This is a genomic window from Fictibacillus terranigra (assembly GCF_030412265.1).
Taxonomy (GTDB): domain Bacteria; phylum Bacillota; class Bacilli; order Bacillales; family Fictibacillaceae; genus Fictibacillus_C; species Fictibacillus_C terrinigri.
In genome coordinates, this window is the sequence record NZ_JAUHLN010000010.1 from 13,341 (window position 1) to 32,834 (window position 19,494).

Below are 19,494 nucleotides of genomic sequence, written 5' to 3' on the forward strand. Positions count from 1 at the left end.
TTGGCACTGTTATGGAAATGGATGGGGATGCGGGTTAAGCTGTCCATATGTCAACGGCTTTCTCACATATCCGAGTTTCGCTGGTACGTTCAATACTCGGTTCAACCCTTGCAGCCGGGTAAGGTGATGTCCAAATGTCATGGGCAGCATCCCGGGTATCACTACTTTTACACAATGCAGCCCGTTTCGTTTCAGTTCAGGACTGGTTTGGTCCACAACAATGACCTCCAGCTGAAGCTGCCGAAAAACTTCCAGGATTCCCGTTACATCATCCAATAGATCAGCTGATTTACGAATGGGACGGAATTCCTGTTGAAGGCTCCTTTCCGGGCGCTCATCAAGCAGAAAGGATAAGCGTTCTTCGGCTTCTTTTAACCCGTATAGCATCGAATGGTCTTCCATCTGATGAACGAGAAACGAATCATGATACATCTGCAGGTATTTCTCCCGGTCTTTTTCCAGCTTATCGTCCATGGTGAGAAGCATCCCTGATAGCTCTTGAACAGCTCCTTTTACCGCTCTTAATGGATCAATGTGAGCTCCAGCTGCACACAAGAGATTCATGCCCGTCTGCTTCGTATTTTTGGCGAGAGCCCAAATGCTCGGAATGACGTTCTCGGTCGTCGAATTAAATAAATGAACCTCATATCCGGTCACTGCGTGCAGGCGCTGGATCATGAGTTGAAGCTCCCGGTCGTCAATGGATGATAGATCAAGACGAGGAATAGGGAGCTGGCCGTACCAGGTCATTAAAAAAGAATCCCGTTCAACAATTTCGAAAATACCGTAAAGAATCGCTTCCTCCATGCTACCGCCGAGTGCACAGCCGTTAGAGGTTTCATAAACAAAGCCTTCTCCGCCACCCAGGCTGTAATAGGCAAACGTCTCCGGAACCAGGATGGGCCGGTTCTGTGATAACGAATATCCCCAAACCCAATGAATGGGCCGGTCGGGGTCCAATGGCCTGAAAGGAAATCCGGGCATGTCATATTGTTCCTTTGTATGGAGTCCTATGGATCGAGGGTTAAGCGCATGCTTTTCCACCATGGAATACGGCTCATAAACCATTGTCCGTTTACCCCTTGGGGCATAGCCGCAGTATCTCTCAAGTCCTTCCAAAATGGCTGATTGTTCACTATGAGCATAAGAATGGCTGCGCCCACCCGTTAACTCATTGCCTGATAATAAAGGAAGATTGACAATCGTATCGGCAAAAGGGGAGATGAAGTCATATCTTTTATGATTAAGAAGACCCGTTCTGCTATCCAAGTAATCCTTGCCCAGAACCTTCTCGAGATCTTCCAGAGAGCGGCAGCGGTAGCTATGGATAGAGGTTTTTGGGCATGGTTTCAATATGATCTCTGTGGGGTCCGCTGTATCCTCTGGAAGATCGCCACACACAGGGCAATAGGGGTCAGGCAAAAAGAAATGATAAGATAGCCGGAGCGTATTTAACTGTAGAAGAAATACATGCTCATACGTGCGGGGTTTTTCTCCTTTTAAAATTCGATGAAGCTCTTCTTGAATGAGATAGGAAGTTTGCAATAACCCCAGAGCTGAAGCCCAAGGATCTTGCTCGATACCGGGTTGATCCATTTTGTATTCTTTCATTTGGAATTGTTCTCTCCGGTCAGAGCCCGCCATAAAACGGCGCCTATCCGCGCACTGAGAACACCCTTGTTTGTCAGGAAGAACAAGCGGTCCAATGTTGGCTTCACCAAAAGATACGAATCCCCGAAGCCATGGGATGCCACTGGACTTAAAGACCTCATCGGCTTCTCTGTGTTCAGACGGAACCCAGGAATCGTGGAGCACTAATGCCAGATTGCCTTGATTCGGAACGGCTTCTTTTACAGAGGCCATGCGTGTAACGGAATAGAGCCCGCTCAATTGTTCGCTTACCGTATCAGCTAACCTTCCGTTTCCGATGATGATGATGGAGTGGCTCATGGAAGTTCCTCCCCGCTTAGCGCAATCCCATAAATGCCAGCCGTGTTCTCTTTAAAAACGGATTCCAGATGAAGTTCAAAGATGTGAACTTGTTTTTTTCTCTGCCTTAATCGATGTATTGCGGAATGGAAGGTTTCATCCAACGGCTTCTCTTCAAAAGAAGGAACCGGAACCTTCTTTTGAGCATCCTTTTGCGATGTAATGGAGGAAACCACAACCCCATAGGGATAATGTAAGGTTTCTTGATTTTGAAAATCCATCACAGCCGTTTGTAATGCTCTGCTTAAAGCCATCTTCATATTTAATCCAACGCTTCCATACCATTTGCCGTTTGATTCAACCCAAACGACAGGGAATCCCAGCACATCATGGCCCCAAAAAAGTTCTGGTTCAGACTTCCTGGTTCTCAAAGCCTGCAGAAAAAATCGGCAGCGATGATCATTTACAAGACTTACATCTAATGTGGCTTTAGTAGCACCGTGATCTGCTTGCTTCACAAATTCTTCATGAAGTGTGTTTTGCAATGCTCTGCATAACCCTTCCGCAGGGGTTTTGCCTGTTCCTATACCACTTGGTGAAGAATGCTCACTGAAACACTCATTCCCAAAACTTCTGACATACGTTTCAATTCCAAAAAGACCTGCCTCCAGGCGAGCTTCTTCATGCGTGAGTCCTGAACAGACGGTCTCAGGATAGAGCTTGGCAGGGCCTTCTGAACGCGGATCAGCAACTTGGACTTTGCATTGGGATAACGGCAGCTGGAGTAAATCTGCTTCCTCCCAAAGATGAAAAACACCACATTCTTTTGAAGTAATCCGGTAAAACAATGAATGTAAATCCATTTGTTGATGATTGCATGTTTCAAGGAATTTAACAGGGTCCTTAATGGGCTCTGCATAAACACGCCCAGTAACCAGTGGGTGGGGGATAAAGGTATGCCAGCTTCCTTCGAGCGTTTCCAGGTTAAGCAAGTAAAATGGTCTTTCTTTTTTATCCTCATGTACCCCCGTGATTTCTTTAAAAAGCTCAAAAACCGCCACATTGGCTAATAGCGCACCCGCTGTTTGTGAGAAGGTTCGGGAACCATTGCTTTTTTCATTCGGCCGCTGGTGCAATCGGCGAAAGGCAGACTCCCAGCACGAATCGGATTCAGGAGAAACGAGCGGGCCCGTAAAGGCTAAATCTTTTAAAAAAGTAACGGGAAGAGCTTTCTTCTTTTGTTCCTTGCAGATGGTTAGAATGGTACGAAGTTGAGCTAAATCACTGTCCTTGAATCCATATATTATGGAATCAAACGGCTCTAGAGTTTCTCTCCATGAATGTTTCTCGGGACGTAAGATCGTGATTTCCGTTTCAGGCTCTGATTTGCGTGCTTCAACGATCATGTCATTTAACCGGTGCTGAGCATCCTGGCGGGAATCAGTTAGCAGGATGCTGAAAGAAGGAAGCCCTGACTGAATCAATGCTCGAACGAGAGAGAGGAGAAGTGAATCAGAACCGATCACCGCAACTCTTGCCTGTCGGTAAACTTGAAATCGGTATGCGCCAGAATCTCGAAAAGAATTTAAATATTCAATTTGGGAGGTGTATTTCATAAGAATGCGATCAGGAAGCTGATGGGGGACATCCTGGCTTACATCACGGACAAAACCGTTTTCGTACAGAACTTGTGCGATCTTATACACTTGTTCTTTATAAGCATCTGGTAAACCGTTTGTTACAGATTCAAGAGTATGGGTTCCGTCGAAAATAGGAATTAATTTTTCCAGCCATCGGTCAATGGTGCTGCCTTCCATTCTTAAAGATTTTTCGTTATTCCGGAGATATACACCTTCGGCTGAAACCGGAAAAACAAACGTGTCTCTGTTCACTTTTAAACACATAGAAGGATTTAATATTTGCATGATCGCCCTCCTCTTCAGAAAGCTCCACATTTTTTACATTATTTAACTCTATGGATGCCTTGTGTCCTTTATGTCTAAACAAAAAAAGCCCCACAGAGGGATATGCAGGGCAAACCATTTTGAATTCCTGTTAATGTGAGTCGGAGCTCAACGACCGTCGCGATGACCTCCGCAACGACCTCCGCAACCACCGCAGCCGCCACAACGGGCACAGCCGCCACAACCACCGCAACGGCCAAAGCATCCGCCACAGCCGCCACAGCCACCGCATACACCAAAGCCACCGCATACACCAAAGCCACCGCATACACCAAAACCACCGCATACACCAAAGCCACCACATACACCAACACAGAAACCAATGCCAAGGCCAACACATAGACGAGCGGGATCACTCATCTCTTGGTCCTGGGGATAATTCGGGGTAACATTGCTGACCTTTACACCATCAGTGTGCAGCCCCTGAAGATCCCACTTGAATTCTTCATTCAATAAAAAAACCTCCTACTTTCTTTTACGGGTTTAATGAGCTGAGAAATCGCCAGAACACAAACGTTTCTTCTGGAAAAGTACCCTCAAAATAAAATATGGGACGTGGTTGTCCCAAGTTACTGTCCCTATACGGTTGGGATCGAGGAAGTATCCTTTGAAAGAATGATTTGGCGGGAGAAGATTTCAGGGACTCGTACCATTGTTGAAAATGATTTAGAAAATTATGGGGTACTCTCTCATATGGGAAATTACATGGAATTAGGCAGTACACAGTCTATTAAAGGTGCTGTAGTGGCTAATTTAGGTATAAGCATTTTGTCTATATGTCTTTACTCCAGGAGTTGGAAAAGGGAACATTACACAAATTAAGAATTAAAGGTTTGCCGCATCCTTCGGGATGAGGAGACATGTATAAGCATGTCTCCTTTTGGGTTTAAATTATGCATAAATAACATTAGTAGCCGCATTTTTAGTTTATAAGTTATAATTTTATTTATTGACAGAATATTTCGTAATATTCATTGTTTTATGGCGGTATCTTTCGTTGTTAAACCACAAACGATAGATATCATTCTAGAAAAATAAAAAAAGAGTGAAGTATTTTTTAATGGTAAAAAAGCGATGTAAAGGAATATGAGTAAGAAGTTCTATTTACCGACAAATCCTATAGTGAAGTAAAAGTTGATTTTTAAAAGTAACAGTCAGAAGAAATTGCGAAAATGGAGAACAAACATTATTGGGCATAATGCGGTGCCGGATTGGTCAGAGGATGTTTTCGAAGTTGCAAAATGATGTTAGGACGACTCTTTAAATCTAACAGAGATCGCTTAATAAATTTTTAAAGGGAGGAACTATTATGCCATACTTAAGAATAGAAAGTGAAGAAATATATTACCACTTAGAATCGGGGGAGTCTGATAAAACGATCGTACTCCTGCATAGCTTAGGAACTGATCATCGAATATGGAAATACCAGGTTGAGGCATTTTCTGAAAAAGGTTACAACGTTATAGTCCCAGATATTCGTGGTCATGGGAAATCGTCCTGTCACAATGGAGTAAGTGTTGATCATTGGGTTACAGATCTCCTTCATTTACTAGATCATTTAAAAATAGAAAAATCCATTTTATGCGGAGTTTCTATGGGAGGGGTAATGGCAATAGCCTTTACGCTCAAATACCCAGAGCGGGTACAAAATTTAATTTTGGCTGATACATTTGCTAAGATTAGTCCTTCTTCAGTATCAGAAAAAATTGAGTTAACGGCTGGAGTTGCCAAAGAACAGGGTATGGACCAATATGCAGATACATATCTGGATAGTACGCTTTCTAATTCGCCTTCAGCCAAAGCAATACGTCACTCGTTACGACAAGCCATTTCAGAAATGCCTCTTTGCATATATGAATCTTCTGCAGAGTCTTGTTTTCGTGTGAATTTAGAAGAACAATTAAGTAGGATAGCCGTTCCATCATTGGTTCTGATTGGTGAAGAGGATTTTAAGACCCCGATTCGTCTATCAAAATTGATAGTAAGTAAAATTCCAAAGGCTGAACTACGCATAATTCCGAAGGGAAGGCACCTTTCGAATGTTGATGAGCCAGATTACTTTAATAGGTCTGTTATTGAATTTCTAAATATACAAGAAAAAGCGTACGAAGAAGCATAAGGAATTGGTTAATACTAGTTAAGAGTATCATCGAAGTATATTGGATCAATCGTTGCTGTGAATAAAGCTATCTTCTCTAATGATAAAAGGGTGGTGGCTTTTTCTGATTATACAAACCTTTTTGGTAGTGGTTGGAGGAGAGTATATTGGATTTAGAATCATAATGCGACTAAAGACACAATTGGATATCTTCTTACTTAATCCATGTATAAAGAGATAACTTTTTCAATGGTTGGTTCAAATGGAGAAATGTGAGGACAGATAACTGAGAAGATCACACAACTTCCCATTGTTTATTTGTTTGTCTGACCGATTTCACTTTCCTTTTTCTAACTTTTATTATATAATTTCAGAAAAATATGACAACTTGGTGATATTATGAGAAAGTTTCTTTTTTGGCTATCCATTATTCTTTATTTACTATCTATAGTAAATCCATTTCCCTTTTTGCAATTCACTTTATCCCTCGTGAGTTTATGCGTTGTGGTTGTAACTTTCACCAAGGTATCCAGGGCTATTCAAATCATGAGTAGTTTCTTTTTGATCAGCGGAATTTTAATGTTAGCCACAAACGGAGCAACAACGAAAGATTACGTACTTTCGTTCGGACCAATGATGAATCTACTCGCGCTATTTGCGGTGGTCCCAATCTTGGCAGTTCCTATTCAAATCGGTAATTATGTTCAATCCATTGAAGAACTTATTTTCAGGAGAATTCACAACTCCAAACAATTGTACTTTCTCACTTCCGGAATATCTTATTTTTTTAGCAGTTTTATGAATCTCGCGAGTTTGCCTATGACCTACTATACGGTTCGTTCGTCCGTCACCACCTATCAGGTTCAGCATGAAGTACGATTTATGAGCAGAGCGATAACCCATGGCTTTGCCATGCCTTTGCTTTGGACACCGGTCACTCCTATAGTAGGGATAGTGGTCGATATGACCGGTGTATCATGGGTAGCGATGTTGAAGTATCTCATTCCGTTAAGTGTAGCCGGCCTCTTATTGGATTGGTTCATTGCATCCATGATCTTTCGAAAAAGATATCGGAACCTGTTAAAAGGAGAAAATGAGGTAGCGACCGGTTTATTGGAAAAAGCAGGACAAGCAGGGAGCCGAAAGTTCTTTCAAATATTGATTGCCATTGCCCTATTTAATGGATTGGTGATCTTGGCAGACTTTCAATCTTCGTTTGATTTTCTTTACATTGTTAGCTTACTCGTCATTCCCTTTGCTTTTTGTTGGAGCGCCTTTCTTGGAAAGAGGAAATCGTTCATAAAAGAGCTAAAAGAGCATTTTTCCTCTCATATCCTAAAATTAAGCGGACAGTTTGTCATTTTCTTGTCTGCCGGTTTTTTTATATCTTCCATGAAGTTCTCTCATGTTGATCACTTTTTCAACCAGGGGTTACTGATGGTAAAGGAAGAAGTAGGGAGCCTTCTTTTTTTAATTCTTATTCCGTTGGTTCCTCTCGTTTTAGCGTTTACGGGTCTACACCCGGCAGTTGGGCTTGCTTTGATGGCTGAAGCTTTAGACCCGTCGTCTCTCCACATTTCCACTTCTTTATTGACGTTGGCGATGCTCGGAGGAGCGGTGGGAGCCTTCTTAATGGGACCTTTTAATGCTACCATTGGAATGATGGCTTCAATTACGGATGAAAGTCCTTACCGCATATCCAATTGGAATACCGGTTTTACCTTTTCATATCTCATACTCTTGATGATTCTTTTACTCTTTTTACAAATGATTTAAATGAAAAGGACTTTCCCATTTGGAAAGTCCTTTTTTAAGTATGATGTTGTGTTTATCCACTGAGAAATGATTAGGAAACAGGTTCTGCGAGTACAAGTTTGGAATATTTAGAGTCAGGGCCCGAACCCGAAGCCGCTACCAGTTCGTTCAATTCCTCTCTTGCAGCTTCTACCGTATCAAACGTTTCAAAGAACTTTACCCTGATCTGATTGACGTACTCTCTTCCTTCATAATGTTCAGAGAGTTGAATTTTTACATTGTCGTTTGTAACTTTGGCAATCGTGTAAGTTGCTTTTACTTTATCAAAAAAGTAGAAATCATAGGTTTCGACCGGCTCCAGTCCTTCCCCTTTTACAGTGGTTTGATACGTGTCTTTGTTTGTTAACACAATATACTTGCCCATAGAATCACCTCAGCTTAAAGTATTTTTCACTATCTTTTGTATTTTGTATACCATATAGGTATCTTACCTCTGAAAATAATCCGAATCAATAGTTTTTAGAATATTTAAATAGATTGATTTTCGTGTTTTTTCTATTTTTTTGCTCATATTTAGCATTTACAAGTAAAAAATCCTTCGTTATAATCAAAACTATATTTACAAGTTTCAGAAAATTATAACATTTTAACACTTAAGAGAGAGGTGATTGTATGCCATTTGTTCGTTTACTTCAGGATGGCCAATTGTATGAACAAGAAGTAAAGGAAAATAGTAACCTAGTAGTCTTGGCTGGTATTAAAGAATTTCCAAAACTGCGTTATGGTTGTGGAATGGGGAAGTGTACCAAATGCGTATCTAAAGTGGTTAAAGGCGCTGAAACCCTTGATCCGCCGAATTGGAAGGAGGAAAAAATGCTAGGGAAACTCCTAGAAGAGGGATTTCGTTTAACGTGCCAGCTTACAGTTAAAGGAGATTTGGAATTAGTACAAGAAAAAAATTTTAACACAAAAGGTATACAATATTCCACAGCAGCCAATCGTTAATGGTTACTAACCCCCAATGTATAGGAGGAGATGTCGTTTGAGTGTATATGTTTTAGCAGATATGACGTATCCAGAAGTGCAGCACGCTCTATCCACCATTGATCTGGCGATTATACCTATTGGAGCTCATGAACAACATGGCCCGCATCTTACCGAGAACTGTGATGCGGTTATAGCTGAAAAAATGGCCATTCGCTTGGGAGAAAGACTATATCCCCATGCCGTTGTTGCTCCTACTATCAATATGGGCGTTTCATCCCATCATTTGAACTTTCCAGGAACTATCGCTCTTCAACCGTCCACTTTAATTTCACTTATCCATGACATCGTTTATTCTTTAAAGCAGCACGGTATCACTCAGTTTTTATTGTTAAATGCCCACGGAGGCAACCAGTCTACCTTAAGTGTTGCCAGTACGGAATTGTCGCAAAAACTAGGTGTAAAGATCTATTTCGCAAAAACGACTGGATCTGCAAAACATTCGATTCAACGCCATATTCACTCTCCACTATTTGGTCACAGCTGTGAACGGGAGGTATCTGAAGCCCTTTATCTGGCACCTTCTATTGTAAGATTGGACAAGCTCCAAAAAGGGGCGATCAAAGAAGGGACTTGGAAATATCTTCGCCCTAACAGTCCTGTACAGGGTCCTTATCAATATGAGGAAATGACAGCGAATGGATGTATCGGCGATGCCACTCAAAGCAGAGAAGATATTGGAAGAGAAATAGTAGAGGAAGCGCTAGAAAATTTAGAACTAACATTAAAAGATATTATCGGCACGACCATTAAGGCTTAGTAGAATCACCTACTTTCAACCAATAGAGGGGTGCTAGGTATGACTTTGACACTTGCACATGGTATGTATGCAATTGTTACAGTGTCCGTTATTGTTATCATGCTTTTTCGAAAGGGCATTGTTTTACCGACGCTATTAGGAACTTTACTTGTTGCCAGTATTTACACAGGATCGCTCGTTGGCGGTCTGAAGGCAGTGTTTAATGCAAACTTGGTTGCCGCAAAAGAGTTATTCAGTATCTTTTTGATCATTACGTTTATGGTTGCTCTGCTCAAATCTCTTAAAGACTTAGGAGCCGATCAAAAAATGATTGCTCCTGTTCAAAAGATCATGGTTAATGGTCATATTGCTTTTCTTTGCCTCGCGCTAATCACTTATGTTGTATCTTTGTTTTTTTGGCCGACCCCAGCGGTACCTTTAATTTGTGCACTGCTGGTTCCTGCTGCGGTAAGAGCAGGCCTTCCCCCTATGGCTGCAGCGATGGCGGTTGCTATGGCAGGCCAGGGTATGGCGTTGTCATCCGATTATATTATGCAGGTAGCTCCCATGCTTAGCGCGAAAGCTGCCGGCATTCCAACTGCTGCTGTCGCTTCCAAGGTTCTATTTCTTTCCCTTATTACAGGTTTGACAGCCCTAGGAATTACGTATGTTAGAGAAAGGAAAAATATCAAACAGCCTAATTACGCTCCTAATCTATCTTTAATTGACAGCATGTCTAATGACCAGATGAAAATGGAAGAGGAAATTAAATCTGAAGTTTCAGCCGCGTCTGAAATGTTTGTGTCAGAAAAAGAGCGGAACAGATGGGGAAGTATCTTTGCTGTGGTTGTTCCACTTTCCATGCTAGCAGTTATGATTTATATGTTCTCCGTGAAATTTTCCGGGAGTAAGATGACCGGCCTTGAAGGCGGGGACGGAGCCGCTTTTATAGGGGGTGTCGCCATTGTTCTTCTTGTTCTGGCCAGTGTTTCCTTTGGAAGATTACACGCATTTGAGAAGATTAGTGATCATATTACGGATGGTTTTGTGTTCGCTTTTCGGGCTATGGGGCCTGTTATCCCAATTGCAGGATTCTTTTTTCTGGGCAGTGGTGATTTTGCTTCCGCTATACTTTCTCTCCCAGTCGATGCTTCTAAACCTGCTTTTTTGTTTGATATTGTTCAATCGGCCCAGAACCTTATTCCCCAAAGCGGATTTATCACAGGGTTTGGTATTTTAGTTATTGGAATCATAACGGGTTTAGATGGTGCTGGTTTTGCCGGTTTGCCTTTGACTGGTGCGTTGTCGGGAGCCCTTCACCATGGGACAGGTGTTGATCCCTCCACGCTTGCTGCGATCGGTCAAATGGGTGCTGTTTGGACGGGCGGGGGAACGTTGATTGCCTGGTCTTCCTTAGTGGCTGTTGCAGGTTTTTGTGGGGTCTCAGTCATTGAGCTAGCGAGAAAGAATTTCTTTCCGGTCATCATTGGATTATGTGTTGCTACGTTAGCCGCTTTACTTATTTGGTAAACAATAGTTAGAAAATTCAATAAAGTTATTGACAGCGGTCAGTAGGCAGGGTTAGTATAAACTCAAATGGTATACCAAATACAATATACCGAGTGAACTATTTTAAAGGAGGAGTTAAAAATGGCTGAATTATTAACAAAAGATGAGTTTCGTAAACAGTTGGAGGAAGCAATCAAGGGCAATCATAGTCAAAAGGCGCCTTTTACAGAAGCATGGGCCACTGGAAAACTATCACGGGAGCATTTTGCCAGATGGGCAGAGAACCACTATCACTATGTCGGACCATTTGCTGATTATCTAGCTTATATTTACGCTCATACTCCGGAGAAGTACACAGAAGCGAAGGATTTTACCCTTCAAAACATGTATGAAGAGGAACTTGCAGCAGACAGGCATACCGATCTTCTGATCCGTTTTGCGGAAACGTGCGGAACAACCCGGGAAAGAGTGGAGAATCCAGAAAACATGGCTCCTACCACATTAGGATTGCAAAGCTGGTGTTACTCCATTGCTATGAGAGAAAATTTCGTCGTTGCAACTGCTGCCCTGGTCGTTGGACTAGAATCCCAGGTCCCGGATATCTATCGAAAGCAAACACCAATACTAAGAGAGAAATATGGATTTGACGACGAACAAATTGAATTTTTTGATTTACATATTGTGTCTGATGAGATTCATGGGGAACGGGGCTACAAAATCGTTCTGGAGTGTGCGGACACGGTAGAATTGCAGCAAAAATGTCTGGATGTCGTTAGAACAGGAGCCAAAATGCGCAGGATGTACATGGACGGCCTCTATAACACATATGTAGCTAAGGACCTTGAAACCGTCCAATCCTAAGCCGATGTTTTTCATGTAAACAAGCAAATATCAGGCAGTTTCTCCAATAGAGAGGAACTGCCCTCATTTTTAATTGAAGCAAGGAGGTAACACCGTGCCAACAACTACAGCAGTAAAATCCTTTGGAAACTATATTAATGGTGAGTGGCTGACCGAAGAACGTGTATTTCCAAGCATTAATCCGGCAGCTAAAAAAGAAGTTGTCGGTTATTTTCAAGCATCAAGTGAGAATACGGCAAAAAAGGCGTTAGATGCAGCAAGCGAGGCTTTCCGCTCCTGGTCTAGTACTGCACCTACCAAGCGCGCGGCCATGTTAACAAAAGCAGCTGATATTCTGGACAGCCGCTCCGAGCAAATTGCTGAAGAACTGACAAAAGAAGTAGGAAAACCATTTGGAGCGAGTTTAAATGAAGTAAAACGCTCTGCGGAAACCCTGCGATATTATGCAGTGGAGGGTGTCAGCTATACGGGAGAAACATTTCCAAACGATGACCCCAATCTAAGAGTTTATACCGTAAAGGAACCATTAGGAGTAATCACCGTCATTACGCCTTGGAACTTTCCTTTATCCATCCCTGCCAGAAAGATTGCCCCTGCATTGATAACCGGTAATGCGGTTGTGTTTAAGCCATCTTCCGACTCTCCATTGGTCGGTTACAGATTGGTGGAAGCACTGCATGAGGCCGGTCTTCCTAAAGGCGTGCTGAATTATGTCACCGGCTCTTCAAGAGAAATTGGGGAGATTTTGGTCAAACATCCCGCGGTCAGGGGAGTCACATTCACCGGATCCACGAATGCAGGAGAACAAATCCACCGTTCAGTATCACTAACAACGAGAACACAGATGGAGCTTGGGGGCAAGAACCCGCTGATCGTAATGGAGGATGCCGATTTGGATGAAGCCGTCCAATTGACAGTGAATGGAGGGTTTGGTTTAAGCGGGCAGGCGTGTACAGGTACGAGCAGAGCCATTGTTATGAAAAGTATAAAAGAAGAATTTACGAACCGGCTTGTTCAGAAGGCAAAAGAGCTCAAGATTGCCGATGGGTTCACAAAAGGGGTATCTATGGGGCCGCTGGCCAATGAAAAGCAATTAAAGAATGTTCTCGACTATATACACATTGGGAAAAATGAGGGCGCGATGCTGCTTTGTGGCGGAGAACAGCTAACGGGTACAGGGTATGATGAAGGATTCTATGTAAGCCCGGCAGTTTTTACCGATGTAACTCCCGGGATGAGGATCGAACAGGAAGAAATTTTTGGCCCTGTGATCTGTGTAATTGAAGCCGATGATTACGAAGAAGCCATTTCGATTGCAAATAATGTGGAATACGGTCTCTCCGCTTCCATTGTGACCAAACAGCTAAACTATATCGAACGCTTTGTAAAGGAAGCCGAAGCCGGGACCGTAAAATCCAACCGAACCACTACGGGCAATCTCATGAATGCACCGTTTGGCGGTATTAAAAAATCAAGCACGTCGACATTCCGTGAATCTGGAAGAGTGGGCCTGGAATTTTTTACACAAACCAAAACCGTTTATTTTGGACATTAGAATGGGACAGGGGGAACATCATGAAAAAGACTATGAAACTTGAATTGAAGGAAGCAAGAATAATGATGGAAGCGGCTAAAAAAAAGGCAGAAGAAATCAATGTGCTTGAAACGATAGTCGTTGTCGATGATGGCGGATACCCCATTCTCCTGGAAAGGATGGATGGCGCGAGGATTACCGGTCCAGAAATTGCTATTGCCAAAGGATACACGGCTGCCGGCCACAAACGGTCCACACATCTGTTTAATAAAGAACCGAACGGGCCTGCTTTACCAGGAAATGAAGCGTTTGGTATACAGCATATGCTCGACGGAAAGTTTGCTATTTTTGTAGGGGGATTCCCTGTCGTGGTCAATGGTGAGGTCATTGGAGGAATAGGCATTAGCGGAGGCAACGGTGAACAGGATACAACGGTTGGTGTTGCTGCTCTTCAAGCATTGAAGGAACATCTCTCCAATGACGGATATGACGTAGTGGCAACCGCTGATATAAAACGATAATTGAAAGGGCTGCCAAGTTAATGGAGGCAGCCCTTCGTTGATTACTGTTATTTCTCGGAGGGGGATTTAAATGAGAACGTATCTCGATTTAGTTGTTGGTTTTGCTAGGACAGGAGTTACAGGTTATGGAGGCGGGCCTTCGATTATTCCATTAATTGAATATGAAGCCGTAAAGAAATACAAATGGATGAATGAAGATGAGTTTGGTGAAACGTTGGCCCTGGCGAATACCCTTCCAGGTCCGATCGCCACGAAAATGGCAGCATATATCGGTTTCAAAGTGAAGGGTTCAGCGGGAGCGGCTGTAGCCATCTTGGCCCATATTCTCCCTTCGAGCCTTGCCATGATGGTCCTTCTTGGATTTTTATATTCGTTTCGGCATTCCCCGGTCGTAAAAGGAATGGTAACCGGAGTGAGCCCGGTCATTGGTGTAATGCTTGCCGTTTTAGCATTTCAATTTTTAACGAAGAGCAAAAAAACGATGGGAAGCAAGTGGATGGCCGTGTTTGCAATTGTGTCTTTCCTGCTGCTTCAAGGGATCTCCCTGCATCCTGGTATTGTCATTGGCCTGTTTTTAGTAGGTGCATTTATTCTATCAACCTATAAGATTAAGAAAGATCAAGGATGGAAGGCTCCTGTGATGCAAGAAAGGGAACGACAACTATGATCTATTTACATATTTTTTGGGCATTCTTTGTCGCTAACTTGCTTGGCTATGGAGGGGGGCCCTCCACAATTCCGTTGATCCAAAATGAAGTGGTACAGCATTATGGCTGGATGACTAATAAGGAATTTGGTGATTTGCTGGCTATGGCCAATGTTTTGCCCGGCCCGATTGCAACAAAAATGGGAGGTTACATTGGATATGAGGTAGGGGGAGTGTTTGGGTCTATACTGGCATTGTTCGCAACCATAGGTCCTTCTGCAATTGCGGTCATACTTTTGTTTGCGTTTCAAAGCCGCTTTAAAGACGCCTTGCAGATCAAATGGATGACACGGTCCGTTCAACCGGTGATTGCTATACTCCTAGCCGTATTGGCATACCAATTTTTATTGTCTGCCTTTGAGTCAATGGGCTGGCTGCACTTGATCTTGCTCGCTGCAGGTAGCTACGTGGCCATGGAAAAGATAAAAATTCACCCAGCTGTCGTTATTGTCGCTTCCCTATTTTATGGCGGGATTTTTCTCTCCCACATATGAAAACATTGGAAATATTGTTTCTTTAGATAAAACAAGATATAATTGGTATACAATTTTTTAGACAGTAGGTGAGTAGCAAAATGCAAAGCAAGTGGGTGGAGGAAGACTTACTCTCAATACGTGAACGGGCTTACCGTTATTTAAAGGATATGATTTTAAATGGCGAGTACAAAGCGGGCGACCGGCTGGTTGAACGGGAATTGGCTGACAAGCTTCACATCAGCAGAACGCCTATACGTGAGGCGCTCTTCCGCTTGGAGTCACAAGGATTTGTGAAAACGGTTCCTCGTAAAGGAGTCGTGGTCGAACGGATCAGTGAAGACGAGGTAGTGGAAGTATTTACGATTTTATCATCTTTGGAAGTGCTGGCTGCAAAGCTTGCTGCTCAAAAAATGGATGACAAAACACAGTTGGAGTTCGATCAGGTCATCGTAAAGTTGCAAAATTTGGATGGGTTAACAGAAGCGGAAGTGTCGAAGCTTCATTTGGATACAAATCAGATCCTGCATAAAGCGGCAAAGAGCCCCAAGCTATACGAATTGTTGACTGGCCTGACAGATTACATTCGAATTTTCTCCAATACGAGTTATGAGACGCCAGGGAGAAAAGAAGAATCCATGAAAGAACATTTAGAAATCATGAAGGCGGTAAGGAATAAAGATGTGGAAATGGGAGAGTACTTAACAAAAATCCATATCGAAAATTCAAAGAGAGCCTACATTAATTATGTGAAACAAAATAAAAAAGGGTAGAAAACGAAGATTATTTCGTTTCCTGCCCTTTTTTAAATGCCGATCACCACTGGCGAAAACAAATGGGTCAAAGCTTTGATGACACTCATGGAGACAATATAGCTTGATTTTGGGTTTTCAGGAAAAGGTGTATTCTGGACCTCAAGTTTGATGCTGCCGAAATCCCCAATAGCCCTGACTTCATGTGTATTTTTGTCGATAGTAGGATCCACGTATACCTTCACTTTTGTTTCTTTAAATCCAAGGCCAGCGAGACTAAGTGCAGCGGATACATTCACACTTTGAGGAAAAAGCATGGCCGACTCATTGGCGTTTCCTTCAAACACACAGACCGGCTCCTCTAGGGATGTAAGGTCGACTTTCTGTTCAACGAAGGTCCCTTTCCAAGCCCGCGGGGGTTTTCTTGTGACTAGTGTTACACTTTCCAACTTTCCCATTGAAGCCGCTGTTATCCGGTCAAGGCCGCCAATGGCTGCAGATGGAATGATTAATTTGGTTCCATTCGTCTTTGCGGTTTCTTTTAAAGTATGTAAAAGGGTTTCATCCCTCAAAGCACCCACCGAAACGATGATCAGATGGGCACCAGATGCCAAAGCTTTTGCTCCTAATGACTCCAGGGCATTATGGCCGGCTGCTTCGATAATGACATCCAACCCGCTTGCAAAAAATTCATCTGCGTTATTCGTAAGTATACACCCTGAGTTAGGAACATTCCGTATCTTTTCAGGGGATCGAACGAGGATTCCTTTCAAGGTGGCCTCGCCTTTAAAATAATCTTGAAAATAGGAAGCAATATCCTGACCGATTGCTCCGTAGCCAATGAGACCAACATTTATCAACTTTTACACCCACCTTCACAGAATCAGTACTTGGTATACTAAAAGTATAACCGATGGGAGGACAGGGTCAATATAAATCGCAAAAATAGTGCAAATATTATAAAAACTCATTGTTTTATAGGGTAGTTAATGGTATATTGTATACCATAAGAAAATGAGGAGGTTTAAAATCATGCCGAAACTTCATTTTATTACCAGTGATAAAGAGTTTGAAGTACCTGATCATTCAAGTGTGTTGAGAATGTCCTTGCGCTATGATGGGGATCTTCCAAACCGCTGTGGCGGGGGAACATGTGGGACATGCGTATGTAAAATTGAAAGAGGTTTAGAAAATGTGGATCAAGTGAAACCTGCAGAGAAAAAAAAACTAGGTGAAGAGCTTTTGGAACAAGGGTATCGGCTGGGCTGCCAGACATTTATAAATGGTGATGTTTCATTGTCATGGGACCCTAAAATCACCAAAATGGTGCAGAAGAGAAAGATCGTCAAAATGATTGCTACTAAGTAATATGAATGAAAGGGATGAAAAAGCCGTGCTCGTATGTAAAAAACATATCGTGGATGGTGTCGGTAAGCTGGATGCTCCTCACGTGAAAAAGATTTTACCATTGCAACCATGCTTTTTTTGCGGAAAACAAGCACATTATAAACTTTTTTATTCTCACTCGTTTACTTATCGGAGCAAAGAAAAATCCGCCATTTGACGGCGGATTTTTTCTATTTTATGAGTTTAAATAAATTCTGAAATTTGCGATCGGCTAGTTGTTGGACTATTGTAGAGTAAAATAAATAATGGAACATATAGAATCCCCCCACCAAAAGATTAATTTCATTATAATCCATTTTTAATTGATTATCAATATCATTCAGTCAAATGGTATACCGTTTGTTAATTTTTTTATAATTTCGGGTAGTATTTTTTATTTATTTTACTAATTGTATACCAAATTGCTATTGAACCTCGTTAGGAATCAACTGAAAGGGTAAGCATTCTCAACAATAAATATAAAAAATCATAAAGAGGAGTTTTTTCTTTGTGTGAACCGTTAGTAAGCTCTACTTCGAAAGAGATGATGAATTAACGTAATAATATTATTGTCAACTTTAGAAGCATAAGTTAAAGTAAAGAAAGGAATCACATTAATAAAACTTAGTGAATAATTCAACGCTAGTATTTGGTGCCCCTATTGCGTATAGGGTAAAACAAACAAGATTTGTTATATTACATATAGAGATATATACCTACCCAAAATATTGGAGATAATAGAATGATGAATACCGTTTTTTTAAAATCAGGTAAAGGAGCGACCAGCTTACGGCTGTGATCAAGATATGGCATTAACTTCTCCCTTTTGATTCAGAAGTACTCCCCAGGAGAGGAAGGAATTGAATCAAGGGTATAGAATTGGTATAATAAAGCCAGAATTAGCATAAGTTAATTACAAGCTGTACCGATAATAACATGGGGGAACAGCCACACGCCGTTAAGAAGGACGGCCACCGTTACAACTAAACACCTTTTAGACAAAAGAGTAATCTTAACTGTTGTGGTGGCAGGGGGGGATTACTTTTTTGTCATCTCTTTGACAATAATAATCACTAAGTTGATTAACGCGATGATAAACATGGCTGTTGGTACATCTATTCCTGCGTTTGCTATCACTTCGGCCATCACCCGCTTTCCCCTTTGACATTAAGGCAAATCGGGGTAGAGAAAAGGGTGGCCGCCCACCCTGTCTATGTAGCTGTACCTACATATCATTATAAGTCTATCTGTTTAATTGGTTTAAAACAATTTATCAAATTTACTGTAAATTACTTTCCACTGACCGTCTACTTTTTTTACATCTTAAGTAATTTTATAACGGTGTTCTTCTTGTTCCCATCCTTTTCTGTAGTAAGCACGATTTCAGCCGTGACACCATAGTTGCAAAACCCGTATTACATCTGCATACCCATCTTCAAAAGATTGATATGGATGTTGAGATTGTATCCCACAATTCGAAGCATCTTTGTAATTACGCTGATAAAGAATACCTTTTTATTCTCCCACTTTAAAGATGTTGTCCGTAACCGGGTGAAAACCGTACCTGGTTTATTTGGCATCATAACGAGGAGCCAGGCAATTTCCCCTTGGATCCCACGTTAGTAGGAATACAGGAATTGTTTTTATGGGAGCGTTGCCCTAACAATGTAAACTCTTGATAAACTTCAGCGGAAACATTACTACGGTGACTCAAAAGCCCGAGTCAAGAAGCGGACATTAATAAATCATGCGAAATAATAGGAAGATGGGATATATCAAGTACCAGAAGACACTTATTACAAGCGCACCTTAAACATTAGGTGCTTTTTTCGATGGCCGCCGGGTGTCGCCAAAACTCACTTGGCCGTTGCCTTTTGCTTGTAAGCCATCACTTAGGGAGCAACAGCGCTAATTTTAACGGCTGATTACGTGGCAGCCGAATGCCAAAAGGTAGAAGCCACAGGCACTCTTTCCCGGCTAATCGGCAAATGTAGCCGGCCTGATCTTCTGATTAATGATGAAGTGGAATACTTTCCATTTGATGAACGGGCAGCTATAATGTGTTTTTCCAAGTCGTATCCCGTAGGTATGAAAAGGGGGCTATTACTCTTACTTCCAATAAGTCGAGTGGTGAAAAGTATTTGACGATGATGTGCTGGCAACAGAACAGCCATGGACCCCCTGTTGCATCATGCTGTTACATTTAACATCAACGGGTAGTCT

Annotated in this window: 17 protein-coding genes and 1 pseudogene; 13 read left to right on the top strand and 5 right to left on the bottom strand. The window is 42.1% G+C overall.

The features are described from left to right. Positions 1-9: 9 nt before the first annotated feature. From QYF49_RS24155 to QYF49_RS24165, 3 genes are all read right to left on the bottom strand, one after another. On the bottom strand, positions 10-1,950 hold the full coding sequence (locus tag QYF49_RS24155; protein WP_290402147.1) for a TOMM precursor leader peptide-binding protein: 1,941 nt from the start codon (positions 1,948-1,950) through the stop codon (positions 10-12). Further along, the gene (locus QYF49_RS24160; RefSeq protein WP_290402148.1) at positions 1,947-3,854 is read right to left on the bottom strand and encodes a putative thiazole-containing bacteriocin maturation protein; all 1,908 of its coding nucleotides are present in this window, start codon (positions 3,852-3,854) and stop codon (positions 1,947-1,949) included. Before QYF49_RS24160 ends, QYF49_RS24155 begins: the two co-directional genes overlap by 4 nt. A 74-nt stretch (positions 3,855-3,928) precedes the next feature. Further along, the gene (locus QYF49_RS24165) at positions 3,929-4,249 is read right to left on the bottom strand and encodes a hypothetical protein (RefSeq protein ID WP_290402149.1); all 321 of its coding nucleotides are present in this window, start codon (positions 4,247-4,249) and stop codon (positions 3,929-3,931) included. Between the two features lie 953 nt (positions 4,250-5,202). Between QYF49_RS24165 and QYF49_RS24170 the strand changes: the two genes are divergently transcribed. After that, positions 5,203-6,012, top strand: a complete 810-nt coding sequence (locus QYF49_RS24170; RefSeq protein WP_290402150.1) for an alpha/beta fold hydrolase — start codon at positions 5,203-5,205, stop codon at positions 6,010-6,012. A gap of 525 nt (positions 6,013-6,537) precedes the next feature. Further along, positions 6,538-7,767, top strand: a complete 1,230-nt coding sequence (locus tag QYF49_RS24175; RefSeq protein ID WP_290402151.1) for a hypothetical protein — start codon at positions 6,538-6,540, stop codon at positions 7,765-7,767. Positions 7,768-7,837: 70 nt separating this feature from the next. On the opposite strand, the gene QYF49_RS24180 is transcribed toward QYF49_RS24175, so the two are convergent. Further along, on the bottom strand, positions 7,838-8,170 hold the full coding sequence (locus QYF49_RS24180) for a hypothetical protein (protein ID WP_290402152.1): 333 nt from the start codon (positions 8,168-8,170) through the stop codon (positions 7,838-7,840). A gap of 248 nt (positions 8,171-8,418) precedes the next feature. Between QYF49_RS24180 and QYF49_RS24185 the strand changes: the two genes are divergently transcribed. The 9 genes from QYF49_RS24185 to QYF49_RS24225 all read left to right on the top strand — a co-directional run bounded on the left by QYF49_RS24185 (position 8,419) and on the right by QYF49_RS24225 (position 15,906). Then, positions 8,419-8,751 (top strand): 2Fe-2S iron-sulfur cluster-binding protein, encoded by a 333-nt coding sequence (locus QYF49_RS24185; protein WP_290402153.1) that lies wholly within the window; start codon positions 8,419-8,421, stop codon positions 8,749-8,751. A 37-nt stretch (positions 8,752-8,788) separates the two neighbouring features. Continuing rightward, positions 8,789-9,550 carry a creatininase family protein gene (locus tag QYF49_RS24190; RefSeq protein WP_290402154.1) on the top strand — a complete coding sequence of 254 codons (762 nt, stop codon included), beginning with the start codon at positions 8,789-8,791 and terminating at the stop codon, positions 9,548-9,550. 39 nt (positions 9,551-9,589) lie between these two features. Beyond that, positions 9,590-11,059 carry a hypothetical protein gene (locus QYF49_RS24195; RefSeq protein WP_290402155.1) on the top strand — a complete coding sequence of 490 codons (1,470 nt, stop codon included), beginning with the start codon at positions 9,590-9,592 and terminating at the stop codon, positions 11,057-11,059. Between the two features lie 120 nt (positions 11,060-11,179). Continuing rightward, on the top strand, positions 11,180-11,899 hold the full coding sequence (locus QYF49_RS24200) for an iron-containing redox enzyme family protein (RefSeq protein WP_290402156.1): 720 nt from the start codon (positions 11,180-11,182) through the stop codon (positions 11,897-11,899). 94 nt (positions 11,900-11,993) lie between these two features. Further along, entirely contained in the window at positions 11,994-13,454 is a 1,461-nt protein-coding gene (locus QYF49_RS24205) for an aldehyde dehydrogenase family protein (RefSeq protein ID WP_290402157.1), read from the top strand. A gap of 20 nt (positions 13,455-13,474) precedes the next feature. Next, complete coding sequence (locus tag QYF49_RS24210; protein ID WP_290402158.1) at positions 13,475-13,954, top strand: GlcG/HbpS family heme-binding protein; 480 nt, start codon at positions 13,475-13,477, stop codon at positions 13,952-13,954. Between the two features lie 70 nt (positions 13,955-14,024). Continuing rightward, entirely contained in the window at positions 14,025-14,621 is a 597-nt protein-coding gene (locus tag QYF49_RS24215) for a chromate transporter (RefSeq protein WP_290402159.1), read from the top strand. Beyond that, positions 14,618-15,154: a chromate transporter gene (locus QYF49_RS24220; protein WP_290402160.1), complete on the top strand. Its 537-nt coding sequence runs from the start codon at positions 14,618-14,620 to the stop codon at positions 15,152-15,154. Before QYF49_RS24215 ends, QYF49_RS24220 begins: the two co-directional genes overlap by 4 nt. An 80-nt stretch (positions 15,155-15,234) precedes the next feature. Next, complete coding sequence (locus QYF49_RS24225) at positions 15,235-15,906, top strand: GntR family transcriptional regulator (RefSeq protein ID WP_290402161.1); 672 nt, start codon at positions 15,235-15,237, stop codon at positions 15,904-15,906. A gap of 32 nt (positions 15,907-15,938) precedes the next feature. On the opposite strand, the gene QYF49_RS24230 is transcribed toward QYF49_RS24225, so the two are convergent. Then, the gene (locus tag QYF49_RS24230) at positions 15,939-16,745 is read right to left on the bottom strand and encodes an aspartate dehydrogenase (protein ID WP_290402162.1); all 807 of its coding nucleotides are present in this window, start codon (positions 16,743-16,745) and stop codon (positions 15,939-15,941) included. 172 nt (positions 16,746-16,917) lie between these two features. Here QYF49_RS24230 and QYF49_RS24235 point away from each other — a divergent pair, with 172 nt between their 5' ends. Both QYF49_RS24235 and QYF49_RS26065 read left to right on the top strand, forming a co-directional pair. Beyond that, the gene (locus QYF49_RS24235; RefSeq protein ID WP_290402163.1) at positions 16,918-17,253 is read left to right on the top strand and encodes a 2Fe-2S iron-sulfur cluster-binding protein; all 336 of its coding nucleotides are present in this window, start codon (positions 16,918-16,920) and stop codon (positions 17,251-17,253) included. A 2,016-nt stretch (positions 17,254-19,269) separates the two neighbouring features. Beyond that, a pseudogene (locus tag QYF49_RS26065) lies at positions 19,270-19,391 on the top strand (ATP-binding protein); the annotation flags it as partial. Positions 19,392-19,494: the final 103 nt, after the last annotated feature.